Raw genomic sequence first — 12,160 nt, forward strand, 5'->3', positions numbered from 1 at the left:
CGACGGGCCTGCGCGCAGCATCCGTTCTTTCGGTGCTACTGCACCGCAGAGGTCAGCCGGGCGAGGTTGTCGAGGATAGTCGAGCGCAGCGGCTGCTTGCGCCACTCCTCGAGGGTGAGTTCGCGGCTGTTTAGCCGGTTCTCGTCTTCCATGGCGCGCAGGTTGCGCACGAACGACCGGCCGCGCACCATGAGCGACACCTCCATGTTGAGGCTGAAGGAACGCTGGTCCATATTGCTCGAGCCGACGACGGCGACCTCATCGTCGATCGTGAAGTGCTTGGCGTGCAGAATGTACGGCGCGTTGTACATGTAGATGTGCACGCCGGCGGTCAGCAGTTCCTCATAGTACGAGCGCTGGGCGTGATAGACCACGGCCTGGTCGCCGATTTCCGAGACGAACAGCTCAACGTGAAGCCCTCGCTGCACGGCGGTCGTGATAGCGTACATGATCGATTCGTCCGGCACGAAGTACGGGCTCGTGATGATGATGCGGTCCTGCGCGTAGTACAGCAACGCGAGAAACAGGCGCAGGTTGTTCTCACCCTTGAACCCCGGGCCGCTCGGCACGACCTGGCAGTCGAGGGCATCGGTCACCGGCCGCGGGTGCACCGGCTCAATGTCACGAGTGAGCAGCTCATTGGTTTCGCTGTACCAGTCGGTGATGAAGATGGCGCCCAGCCCCGACACGATCGGGCCTTCCAGCCGGGTCATGAAGTCTTTCCACTTCAGACCCCGACGAATGTTCTTGCGCATGTTGTAGGTGCGGTCGATGATGTTCTGCGACCCCATGAAGCCGACCAGGCCGTCGACGATGAGCAGCTTGCGGTGGTTGCGCAGGTCGGGTCGCTGCCATTTACCCTTGAACGGCTGCACCGGAAGCATGAGTTCCCAGTCGACACCGGCATCCGTCAGCCGTTTCTTGGTCTGGCGAAAACCCGGCTTGCGCATTGACTGGATGTGGTCCATCAGCACGCGCACGCTGACCCCGCGCCGGTGCGCTCGCTCGAGGGCGTCGAAGAACGGCGCGGTGGTGTGGTCGAGCGAGAGAATGTAGAACTCGACGTGCACGTATTTCTTGGCCAGGTCGATGTCGGCAATCATCGTGTCGAACGACAGCTGATAGTCGTTGATCAGGCTCGCGGTGTTGTCGCCGACGAGCGGCATCGCCCCGAGGTTGCGGTTGAGTTCAACGACCGATTCTAGCCAGCTGGGCCACGGGTGGTCGCGGCGCACGAGCTCCATGCCCGCGGTGCTGCCCTGGATGAACTGGTTGATCTCATCCTGCATCAATCGGCGCTTCTTCGGCAGGGTGCGGTAGCCGATCAGCAGAAAGAGCAGCACGCCGAGGTACGGGATGAAGAAAATGGTCAGCAACCAGGCCATGCCCGACATCGGGCGGCGGTTGCGAGGGACCACAATGATGGCCACGACGCGAACGGAAAAGTCGACGATCAGGGCCAGCAGAACGGTGATGGTCAGGCCGTCGATGCCGAACATTGGTACTTAGGTGGTCGGTTTGTCGAGACCGAGCCGGGCGCGTTCTTCGGCTTCGATTTGGGCGTACACCTTACGTTCGGTGCGGTCGGCGCGCAGGATTGAGCGCATCAGCATCCAGAAGATGAGGCCAAGCGCAATGGTGGGCACGACCGAAAAGAGCGCGTTACCCCAGAAGTTCTCAATCACACCCCCAGACTACGCGTAAAGGCTGGCGAAGCCCCTACTTGGTCAGGATGCCGTAGATTCCGCTGCCGAGAAAATACACGCCGACGCCACCGACGATCACCCAGATCGCGATGCGGTTCATCGACGGCGGTTTGCGCCCGCCCTTGTCGGGCTCTAATTCGTCTTTGGGGAGATAGCTCATTAGTACCTACTAACTACTTGACCAGCGGGAAGAGGATTGTCTCGCGAATACCTAGGCCGGTCAGAGCCATCAGCATGCGGTCGATACCCATGCCCATGCCACCGGTTGGCGGCATGCCGTATTCGAGAGCGCGGAGGAATTCTTCGTCGAGGCGCATGGCCTCCGGGTCTCCCCCGGCGGCCAGGCTGGCCTGCTCGATGAAGCGTTCCCGCTGCACCACCGGGTCGACGAGCTCGGAATAGCCGGTGGCCAGTTCGAAGCCGCGCACGTACAGGTCCCACTTCTCGACCACGCCGGCCACCGAGCGGTGGCCGCGCACGAGCGGGCTCGTGTCGATGGGAAAGTCCATCACGAAGGTCGGGCGCACCAGGTCGCCCTTAACGAAGTGCTCCCAGAGCTCTTCGACGTACTTGCCGTGAATCGGGTGGTCGATCTCGATGCCTTCGCGATCGGCGATCGCGACGAGGTCGGCGAGCGGCGTCTCGGGCGTGATCGTGATACCGGCCGCCGTGGACAGGCTGTCGTACATGCCGATGCGGTCCCAGTCGCCGCCGAGGTCGAACAGGGTACCGTCGGCCCAGGTGACCACGTATGATCCGGCAATCGCGAACGCGGCATCCTGAATCAGCTTCTGGGTGAGGTCGGCGATGGAGTTGTAATCGCCGTACGCCTCATAGGCCTCGAGCATCGCGAACTCGGGCGAGTGGGTGGAGTCGGCGCCCTCATTGCGAAAGTTGCGGTTGATCTCGTAGACCCGGTCGATGCCGCCGACCACGGCCCGCTTCAAAAACAGCTCCGGCGCGATGCGCAGAAACAGTTCGGTGTCGAAGGCGTTGCTGTGGGTCTGAAATGGGCGAGCGGATGCCCCACCGTGCATGACCTGCAGCATCGGGGTCTCGATCTCGATGAACTCGAGGTCGGTGAACGTCTTGCGCAGGCTCGCGACGGCCTTCGAACGGGATAGCACGTTGGTGCGGGCCTGCTCGCGGCTGATCAGGTCGAGGTAGCGGCTGCGCACCCGCGTTTCTTCGCTGAGCTCAGAGTGCAGGTTCGGCAGCGGCAGCAGCGCCTTCGCGGCGACCTGCCAATCGGTGACCATGATCGACAGCTCGCCGCGGCGGCTAGAGATGACCTCACCGGTAACGAACAGGTGGTCACCGAGGTCGACCAGGTCTTTCCAGGCGGCGAGCGACTCGTCCCCGACGGCGGCGAGCGAAACCATGGCCTGAATGCGGGTGCCGTCGCCCGACTGCAGGCTGGCGAAGCACAACTTGCCGGTATTGCGCAGGTGCACGATGCGGCCGGCCAGGCCGACGATGACGCCGGTGACGGCATCCGCTTCGAGCGTGCCGAATTCGGCGCGCACGGCCGGAATGGTGTGGGTCACCGGAACCGACACCGGGTACGCGCCGCCGGCCGGGCTGGCGGCCGCCGCGTTCAGGCGGTCGCGTTTGCCGAGGCGCACGGCCTTCTGCTCGTTCATTTCCGCGTCGGAGAAGCCCTCGTCGTCGGTCGAGATGGGCGGGGTGTTCAGGCTCATACGGTTCTCCGTTGGTGCTGTCAGTTCAGAAATAAAGCGGATGTTGCCTACCCGAGGGCAAGCGGCACGTTGTCAATCAGCCGGGTGGTACCGACCCGCGCGGCCACGAGCATCCGGGCCGGTCCGCGATAGGCGTCGTCGACCGGTACAAAGGTCTGCGGGTGCACGATCACGAGATAGTCCAGTTTAACCAGCGGCTGGGCGGCAATGCGTGCGTGTGCGGCAGCGAGGGCGGCGGCGGGTCCGGCCAGCGCTGCCTGCACGGCCGCGCGGAGCCCGGCGAACAGGGCTTGCGCCGCCGTATTCTGGGCGTCGTCGAGGTAGCGATTGCGGCTCGAGAGGGCCAGCCCGCTCGGCTCCCGCACCGTCTCGACGACCTCGATCGCGGTGCGCAGGTTGAGGTCGGCAACCATGCTCTGCACGAGAAAAACCTGCTGGCCGTCTTTTTGACCGAACACCGCCGTATCCGGTGCCACGATGCCCAGCAGTTTCGCGACGACCGTGAGCATGCCGTCGAAGTGGCCCGGGCGCGCAGCCCCCTCGTAGGCGCTGCCGATCGGGCCGGCGGTCACCCGCGTGCCGTTCGCGCTGTCTGGATACATTTCGCCGGCCGTGGGCGCAAACACGACCGAAACGTTCTCGTCGGCGAGGGTGGCCAGGTCGGCATCGAGGGTGCGCGGGTACCGCTCGAGGTCTTCACCGGCACCGAACTGCAGCGGGTTCACGAAGATCGACACCACCACGATGTCGCCCAGAGCGTGCGCCCGCCGCACCAGCGCGAGGTGCCCGGCGTGCAGGGCCCCCATGGTCGGCACGAGCACGATGCGGGTGTCCCCGCCGACCAGCGCCGAACGGCCCCGGGCCTGACCGAGCCGGTGTTGCAGGGCGGTGATGGTGCTGATTACTTCGGGCGTGCTCATTCGATTGTCCGGTCGTCGTCAAGCGGATGCTGCCTGGGCGCGATTTCGTCCAGCCCGGTCAGGTCGAGGCGTTCCGGGCTCGTGCGCCCGAGGGCGTTCTCCATCGCGGAGCGCAGCAGCGGCCCCAGCACGGCTCCCGGCTGCTCCATCCCGATTCCGGCGAGCAGCCGCGTGGCCTGCTCGACGATCGACGTGGAGAATGCGGTGGCGATCTCGATGGCTTCGGCGTAGCTGGCGCGGTCGGCCTCGGCGACGATGAGCGGTTCGCCGCCCATCTCCACCGCGAGCGCCTGCCCGATCGGCAGCACCGGGCCGGGCGCGGTCACCGCGAAATAGCTGTCCGCGAGCCGGGCCAAATCGAGGCTCGTGCCGGTGAAGGCCATGGCTGGGTGGATGGCGAGTGGGATCGCACCGGCTGCCTGGGCGGGCGCGAGCACCGCGGTGCCGAAGCGGGCGGAGGTGTGCAGCACAAGCTGGCCGGGCTGCCAGGTGTTCGTCACGGCGAGGCCCTGCACCAGACTCTCCAGCTGGGCATCGGGTACCGCGATGATGACCAGCTCACTGCGTTCGACCACCTCGGGCACGGTGAGGATCGGCACGAGCGGCAGGATGGCTTCGGCCCGATCACGGCTGGCCTGCGAGATCGCTGAGATGCCCACGATCGCGTGGCCGGCACCCGCGAGTGCGGCGCCGAGAATGGGGCCGACGTGGCCGGCTCCGATGATTCCGACGCCGAGGCGGCCGGGCTTGGCGTTCATTCTGTCGCTCCGTATTGATCTGCGGCTGGCTTCGGGGCCTCGTCGGCCCGGCTCCAGCGGTGGCTGGTGTCGGCGAGCGCCGAGCTGACCGCGCCGGTGCACATCCATTGGAAAAGCACGAGCGCTTCATCGACGTCGATGACGCTGAGCGACGCCGTGACCGGGCCGGCGACCGTGAGCAGGTCGGCCGAGGCGAGGCGCAGCCGACGCTTGATCGGGCCCTGCCTCACGCTCACACCCTGCATGCGGGCGAGCGGCACGAGGATCAGGTCGCGGGAGAGCATCCCGCGACGGATCAGGGCGACATTGCCCGAGACCGCCCAGCCGGTGCGCCACCAGGAGAAGGGTCGCAGCCAGACCGCTCGCGGTGGCGCATTGCTGTAGAAATCGGCGACTCCGGAATCAGCCTTGCGTCCGCCGAGCATGCCGTTTTCGACCAGCGCCCCATGGGTATCGGTGGTGAAGCCGGGGACGGCCAGTTCGAGCACCTTCTCGACGTCGGCGAGGGTGCCGACCGGCAGAAGCACCGTGCTCGTTGGATTACTCGCGCTCGCCCCGGCAGCGTGCCCCGCTGTGTTGATGTTGATCTGCCACCAGCCGAAACGACGCCACAGAATGGGTTGAGACACCTTGATGGCGTGGATGCGCCCGGGCGGCAGGGTCTGGCTGCTCGTGGAGAGCAGGCCGAACCCGACCCGCACGCCGTCAGCCGTGCCCGCGATCGTGAACCGCAGCTGCTTGGTGATGCGCGAGAAGTAGTAGCCGACGCTGCCGATCAGGCCGGGAAGCACGGCCACGAGCACCCAGCCGCTGCTGCCGGCGATCACGCTGACGATCAGCCCGATGCCGGCCAGGAGCAGAAAGACGGTGAAGCCGCTGAGCACGACCGACCCGATCAGCCGTCCGGGCGGAATGCGCACGACCGACTCCGGCGGGGCGGCGTCGGGGCCCCGTTCCGGGGCCACAAACTGGTTGTAGCGCGCCGCGGCGAAATCGCCGAGGGCCGAGTGCGCCGAGGGCGGGCCGATCAGGGTGGGGGCGGCATCGCCGCCGAGCACGGCCGGGGCGGTTAGTGGTGGCGCGGTGTCCAGCGCTCTGGTCTGCCGCAGGCCGGAGGCGAGGTGCAGGATGTCGCGGCGCAGGTCATCCGCTAATTTCGAGCCGAGGTAGGCCAGCTGCACGTTGCCGTCCTGACCCGCGACGGCGATGTCGAGCCGGGCGGCTCCGAACAGTCGGGGAATCAACGGCCGAGCCAGGTTCACCCCCTGCACCCGGTCGAGGCGCGCCTTGCGGTTGCTGCGAAAAACGAGGCCGCTGCGCACCTCGACGACTTCCCCGTTGATGCGAAAGGTGTGCATGCGCCAGGACAGGTAGAACGCGACAATTATGACCAGCAGCACGCCGGCGATGATGAGCAGCGCCCACCCGGTGCCGCCCCGCTGGTAGATCTCATCGATCGGGTCGCCGCCGTAGTTCTCCTCGCCCAGGAACACGTCGATGAGCCGTTCGCGCAGGTTGGCGATCACGAAGCCGAGCACGGCCACCATGAAAATGCCGCCGCGCAGCAGTGGTGTCGCGGGGTGCAGTCGGTGCCACTGCCCGTCGGTGAGGTCGGTACGGGGTGCAGCGAGTGGCGCCGGAACGGCGGGCTCGCTCACAGCCCCGCCCGGCGGATCTCGGCGAGCTCCACCAAACGGTCGCGCAGACTTTCGGCATCCGCTTCGGCCAGCCCGGGGATCGAGACCCCGGCGGTCGCCGCCGCGGTCACGAATTTGAGGTCGGCCAGACCGAGCCAGCGCGCCACCGGGCCGCGGGTGATATCGATGAGCTGCATGCGTCCGTAGGGCACCGCCACAAAGCGTTGAAAGAGGATGCCGCGGCGAAAGAGTAAATCATCCTCGCGCAGCAGATAGCCGATGGAGCGCACCCGGCGCGGTTCGAACACCAGGTTGATGATGGTCATCAGGAGCACCGCGAGGCCGACCCACAAGGCCCAGGTCTGCTCGAGCAACAGCCAGAGCAGGCTGGCGCCGCCGCAGACCACGACGCCGAACAATATGGTGCCGACGATCTCGACCAGCACGTACTTCGGGGAAACCCGCTTCCACTCGCCGACGCCGACCAGGTCGAGCCGTTCCGACGGTGCGACCCGCGCGTGTTCGGGTGGGTTCACATCGTCGGAATCAGGCACGCGTACCTCCGGGCTCGTCGGTATCGGTGTCGTCGTCGGGCGGAAGGGTGCAGAAGTGTTCGGCCACGAGGCCGGCCGCCAGCATGACGGCCGCGCCGATCGCCGTACCGATCGCGAGCCAGAGCGAAGTGACCGCCGGCACCACGGATCGGGTCAGGATGTACAGCACGATGCCGAGGGAACCGCCGAACAGCAGGGACGCTGACAGTGAGGTCGCCTTCGACAGCACGGCCACACGCATCGCCCAGAACGGGTCGATGCGGCGCAGCGCCTTGCGTCGGCTGCCCTGACGTACCCGCCAGGCCAGACTCACGACGACGGCCGCCAACAGGATGAGCGTTAGCGGCAGGGTAACCGGTGGAACGACGATGGGGGCACCGGATGCCGCGAACGCGATCTCGATCAGAAAGCCGATCACGAGTCCGATGAGCAACACCGCGAGCAGCCCGGTCGCGTGCGAGCGCTTCATCGCGGTGCTCCCGGTGCCGGGTGGAAGGTGGCGGCATCTGTTGCCCGGCGCACTGTCTGGCCGGTCGCGGCGAGTAGGTCGCGCACCAGGCCCCGTCCGGGAACGGTGGCTTGCTCATCGAGGTCGAGCCAGGGGGCGAGCACGAAGTCGCGTTCCGCCGCGCGCGGGTGCGGCACGGTGAGGCGCGCGTCGTCGATGCTCAGCTGGCCGAAGGCGATGATGTCGATGTCGAGTGTGCGGTCGCCCCAGCGCTCGGCGCGCACCCGGCCGTGCTCGGCCTCGATGGCGTTGACGGCGTCGAGCAGCGCGTAGGCGTCGCCGGTGTAATCGATCGTGAGTACCGCGTTGAGATAGCGGGGGGCGCGCTCGTCAACACCGTCGAGTTTCACGGCTGCCGATTCGTAGCTCGGCGACACCGCGACCAGCGTCGCGCCGGGCAGGTCGGCGAGATCCCGCACGGCGCTCGCGAGCGTCGTTTCCCGGTCGCCGAGGTTGCTGCCGAGGGCCAGAACGACTCGATCACCGGTCATGGCCGCACCCGGGTGATCTGAACAGCCACGTCGGTGAAGGGTACGGAGATGGGAGCCTGCGGCTTGTGCACCGTGACCTGCACCTTGAGCGCCGGTGGGTGGTGGGCCAGCACGACGGCGGCGATGCGTTCGGCGACGGTTTCGATGAGGTCGACCGGGTTGTGCCTGGCTGCGTCGGTGATTTGCTCGGCGAGTTCGCCATAGTGGATGGTCTGGGTCACGTCATCGCTCGCCGCCGCCGCGAGCAGATCGAGCCAGACGGTGACGTCAATGACGAAGTCCTGGCCGTTTTCTTTCTCGAAGTCGTAGACGCCGTGGTGGGCGTTCACCCGCAGGCCGGTGAGGGTGATCGAATCAGTCATGGTTCCATTGTGTCGGACTCGAACGACCCGCCCGACAATCCAGTGGTGGCCGACGGCGTCGACTGCCGGGCGCTGGACAGCACGTTGAGCGCCGCGCGGGTGCCGGCGACGTCGTGCACGCGCACCGCCCAGGCGCCCGCCTGTGCGGCCAGCACACTCACCACGGCGGTCGGCAGGTCACGGTCCTGCACGGGAGCGCCGTCCGGCAAAACCGCGGCCAGAAAGCGTTTGCGCGAGGCTCCGATGAGGATCGGAAACCCCAGCGAGGCGAAGGCATCCAGCCGGTTGATCAGCTGCCAGTTGTGTTCGGTCTTCTTGGAGAAGCCGAGGCCAGGGTCGAGCACGATGCGCTCGTGCGCCACGCCGGCGGCGGTCAACGCGTCCACCCGGGCGGTGAGCGCGACCATGACCTCGGTGACGACGTTGTCGTACTCCGTGAGGGCGTCCATCTGCTGGGCATGGGCACGCCAGTGCATGGCCACAAAGTTCAGGCCCGTGTCGGCGACGACAGCGGCCATGTCGGGGTCGGCCAACCCGCCGGAAACATCGTTGATGATGCTCGCTCCGGCTTTCGCTGCCGCGCGGGCCGTCGAGGCGTTGAGCGTGTCGATGCTCAGGCGCAGTCCCTGCCGGGCGAGTTCGGTGACGACCGGAATGACCCGGTTTTGTTCCTCGGCCGGAGTGACGCGGGTGGCACCCGGGCGAGTGGATTCACCGCCCACGTCGATCAGGTCGGCGCCCTGGGCGCGCAGCAGCAGTCCGTGCTCGATGGCGGCATCCGTTGCTGCCCACCGTCCGCCATCGCTGAAAGAGTCAGGTGTGACGTTGAGCACCCCCATGATGAGCGTCACTGGCCTGATCAGAGTCATTGGCCCGCGGCGATCAGGGCAATGATCTCGGCGCGAGCGGTCGGCTCGGTCAGCACGCCGCGGGAAGCCATGGTCACGGTCGAGCTCGCGCTCTGGCGTGGGCCGCGGGTGCCGACACAGCCGTGCACGGCATCGAGCACGACGAGCACGCCGAGCGGGTCGAGGCCGTCCTGCAAAGCGCCGGCGATCTCCTCGGTCAGGCGCTCCTGCAGCTGGGGCCGGGCTGCGATGGTTTCAACAACGGCGGGCAACCGGCCGAGGCCGACGACCCGGCCCCGTGGCAGGTAGGCCACGTGGGCGGTGCCCAGGAACGGCAGCAGGTGGTGTTCACAGATGGACCGAAAGGCGATGTCGCGCAGCAGCACGAGTTCCCCGGTGCTGTCCCCGACCGGAACGAAGTCCTGCAGGAGCTCCTGCGGGTCCTGGTCCAGGCCGGCGAAGAACTCGGCGTAGGCATCCGCTACTCGTCGCGGCGTGCTCTCCAGGCCGACCCGTTCCGGATTCTCGCCGATTGCAGCGAGAATCTCTGAAACGGCCGCTTCGATGCGTGCCCTGTCCACCGCCACGGGCGCCTAAGCGGTCGCGGGGCGGGGGGTACGGGCCGGCGCGCGTTTCGGTTTGGCGGGGGCGGCGTCACCGCTCGTGATGCCACCGTCGACGGCGGCACCGTCGATGGGAGCCTTCGGAGTCGGCATCGCGATCGGCGGCACGTCAGACACGGGGCGCTTGTCGCTCGACAGCCACTGCGGGCGCGACGGGAGCTTTTCGACGTTGGCGAAGATCTCGGCGAGAGCGGTCTGGTCGAGCGTTTCGTGCTCGAGCAGTGCCGTGGCGAGGTCGTCCAGGATCACGCGGTTCTTGATCAAAACCTCGTAGGCCTCGTCGTGGGCGTCCTCGAGCAGCTGGCGCACCTCGCGGTCGACGCTCTCGGCCACGCGCTCCGAGTAGTCACGCTGGTGGCCCATGTCGCGGCCGAGAAACACCTCACCGGAACCCTGGCCGAGCTTGAGCGGACCGACGACCGCGCTCATGCCGAACTCGGTGACCATCTTGCGGGCCGTCGCGGTGGCCTTCTCGATGTCGTTGGACGCGCCGCTGGTCGGGTCGTGAAAGATGATCTCCTCGGCGACACGGCCACCCATGGCGTAGGCCAGCTGGTCGAGCAGTTCGTTGCGGGTGACCGAGTAGCGGTCTTCAAGCGGCATGACCATCGTGTAGCCGAGGGCCCGGCCGCGCGGCAGAATTGTGATCTTGGTGACCGGGTCGGTGAAGTTCATGGCGGTCGCGACGAGGGCGTGGCCACCCTCGTGGTACGCCGTGATGAGCTTTTCCTTGTCGCGCATCACGCGGGTGCGTCGCTGCGGTCCGGCCATGACCCGGTCGACGGCCTCGTCCAGGGCCCGGTTGTCGATGAGCTGGGCGTTCGAGCGAGCGGTCAGCAGAGCGGCCTCGTTGAGCACATTTGCCAGGTCGGCGCCGGTGAAGCCGGGCGTTTTACGGGCGAGGACCTCGAGGTCAACACCCTCGGCCATCGGCTTGCCCTTGGAGTGCACCTCGAGGATGCGCTTGCGACCGAGCATATCGGGCGCATCAACGCCGATCTGCCGGTCGAACCGGCCAGGGCGAAGCAGAGCGGGGTCGAGAATGTCTGGTCGGTTGGTGGCGGCGATCAGAATGACGTTCGCCTTCACGTCGAAGCCGTCCATCTCGACCAGCAACTGGTTCAGGGTCTGCTCGCGTTCGTCGTGGCCGCCGCCCATTCCGGCACCACGGTGACGACCAACGGCGTCGATCTCGTCGATGAAGATGATGGCCGGGGCGTTTTCCTTGGCCTGGCTGAACAGGTCACGCACGCGGCTGGCTCCGACGCCGACGAACATTTCCACGAAGTCCGAGCCGCTGATCGCGTAAAACGGCACGTTGGCCTCGCCGGCCACGGCCCGGGCCAGCAGCGTCTTTCCGGTCCCGGGAGGGCCATACAGCAGAACGCCCTTGGGGATGCGGGCTCCGACCGCCTGGAACTTGGCCGGCTCCTTGAGGAAGTCTTTGATCTCTTCGAGCTCTTCGATGGCTTCATCGGCGCCGGCGACGTCGGCGAAGGTGACCTGTGGGCTTTCCTTGGAGACGAGCTTGGCCTTGGACTTGCCAAACTTCATGACCTTGCTGCCACCGCCCTGCATCGAGATCATGAGCCAGAAGAAGGCACCGATCAGCAGCACGGGCAGCAGGAAGCTCAGCACGGAGAGCACCCAGTTAGGCTGCGGCACCTCGTCGGTGAAGCCGTCCTTCGGGTTTGCTGCGGTCACCGCGGTGATGATCTCTTCACCACGCGGAGCAACGTAATAGAACTGAACCTGGGTGCCGAGGTCGCCGCTGGCCTTGGTCAGCGTCAGGTCGACGCGTTGTTCGCCATCGACGATGGTCGCCTCGGCGACGTTGCCCGATTCAAGAAAGCTCAGGCCCTCTTGTGTGCTGACCTCACGAAATCCGGACATGGTGATGAGGCTCGACCCCACCCAGACGGCGATGACGGCGAGCACAATGTACAAAATGGGGCCGCGGAGTAGCTTCTTGACGTTCATGGTGACCTCAGGCTAGCGCGCGTTTACAAGGGAATGCCGTGTGTTCGCCCAAAGGAAAACTCTGGCGCAGAGC

The 12,160-nt window shown here is 66.5% G+C and carries 14 protein-coding genes; all 14 read right to left on the reverse strand.

Annotated features, from left to right (window positions below):
• Positions 1–35: 35 nt before the first annotated feature.
• From cls to ftsH, 14 genes are read right to left on the reverse strand one after another with little or no spacing between them, the layout of a single operon-like run.
• Positions 36–1,499 carry a cardiolipin synthase gene (gene cls, locus E3T31_RS01235; protein ID WP_134467121.1) on the reverse strand — a complete coding sequence of 488 codons (1,464 nt, stop codon included), beginning with the start codon at positions 1,497–1,499 and terminating at the stop codon, positions 36–38.
• 6 nt (positions 1,500–1,505) lie between these two features.
• Complete coding sequence (locus E3T31_RS01240) at positions 1,506–1,685, reverse strand: hypothetical protein (RefSeq protein WP_092451794.1); 180 nt, start codon at positions 1,683–1,685, stop codon at positions 1,506–1,508.
• Positions 1,686–1,719: 34 nt separating this feature from the next.
• A complete protein-coding gene (locus E3T31_RS17585) occupies positions 1,720–1,866 on the reverse strand; it encodes a hypothetical protein (RefSeq protein WP_166788352.1) in 147 nt (48 codons plus the stop codon).
• Between the two features lie 13 nt (positions 1,867–1,879).
• A complete protein-coding gene (gene lysS, locus E3T31_RS01245; protein ID WP_134467122.1) occupies positions 1,880–3,406 on the reverse strand; it encodes a lysine--tRNA ligase in 1,527 nt (508 codons plus the stop codon).
• Between the two features lie 47 nt (positions 3,407–3,453).
• A complete protein-coding gene (panC, locus tag E3T31_RS01250; RefSeq protein ID WP_134467123.1) occupies positions 3,454–4,326 on the reverse strand; it encodes a pantoate--beta-alanine ligase in 873 nt (290 codons plus the stop codon).
• Positions 4,323–5,084, reverse strand: coding sequence for a Rossmann-like and DUF2520 domain-containing protein (locus tag E3T31_RS01255; protein WP_092451788.1), 762 nt, complete (start codon positions 5,082–5,084; stop codon positions 4,323–4,325). Before E3T31_RS01255 ends, panC begins: the two co-directional genes overlap by 4 nt.
• The gene (locus tag E3T31_RS01260) at positions 5,081–6,742 is read right to left on the reverse strand and encodes a PH domain-containing protein (RefSeq protein ID WP_134467124.1); all 1,662 of its coding nucleotides are present in this window, start codon (positions 6,740–6,742) and stop codon (positions 5,081–5,083) included. Before E3T31_RS01260 ends, E3T31_RS01255 begins: the two co-directional genes overlap by 4 nt.
• On the reverse strand, positions 6,739–7,275 hold the full coding sequence (locus E3T31_RS01265) for a PH domain-containing protein (protein WP_241977467.1): 537 nt from the start codon (positions 7,273–7,275) through the stop codon (positions 6,739–6,741). The genes E3T31_RS01260 and E3T31_RS01265 overlap by 4 nt, the downstream gene beginning before the upstream one ends.
• Complete coding sequence (locus E3T31_RS01270) at positions 7,268–7,744, reverse strand: DUF3180 domain-containing protein (protein ID WP_134467125.1); 477 nt, start codon at positions 7,742–7,744, stop codon at positions 7,268–7,270. Before E3T31_RS01270 ends, E3T31_RS01265 begins: the two co-directional genes overlap by 8 nt.
• Positions 7,741–8,274: a 2-amino-4-hydroxy-6-hydroxymethyldihydropteridine diphosphokinase gene (gene folK, locus E3T31_RS01275; protein ID WP_134467126.1), complete on the reverse strand. Its 534-nt coding sequence runs from the start codon at positions 8,272–8,274 to the stop codon at positions 7,741–7,743. The genes E3T31_RS01270 and folK overlap by 4 nt, the downstream gene beginning before the upstream one ends.
• Positions 8,271–8,636, reverse strand: coding sequence for a dihydroneopterin aldolase (gene folB, locus E3T31_RS01280; RefSeq protein WP_134467127.1), 366 nt, complete (start codon positions 8,634–8,636; stop codon positions 8,271–8,273). The genes folK and folB overlap by 4 nt, the downstream gene beginning before the upstream one ends.
• Entirely contained in the window at positions 8,633–9,487 is an 855-nt protein-coding gene (gene folP / locus E3T31_RS01285) for a dihydropteroate synthase (RefSeq protein WP_134467128.1), read from the reverse strand. The genes folB and folP overlap by 4 nt, the downstream gene beginning before the upstream one ends.
• Positions 9,488–9,501: 14 nt before the next feature.
• Positions 9,502–10,071 carry a GTP cyclohydrolase I FolE gene (gene folE / locus E3T31_RS01290; RefSeq protein WP_092451776.1) on the reverse strand — a complete coding sequence of 190 codons (570 nt, stop codon included), beginning with the start codon at positions 10,069–10,071 and terminating at the stop codon, positions 9,502–9,504.
• Between the two features lie 6 nt (positions 10,072–10,077).
• Positions 10,078–12,087, reverse strand: a complete 2,010-nt coding sequence (gene ftsH, locus E3T31_RS01295; protein ID WP_134467129.1) for an ATP-dependent zinc metalloprotease FtsH — start codon at positions 12,085–12,087, stop codon at positions 10,078–10,080.
• Between the last annotated feature and the right edge of the window lie 73 nt (positions 12,088–12,160).

The sequence above is a fragment of the Cryobacterium sp. TMS1-13-1 genome, assembly GCF_004403125.1.
Lineage (GTDB): Bacteria > Actinomycetota > Actinomycetes > Actinomycetales > Microbacteriaceae > Cryobacterium > Cryobacterium levicorallinum.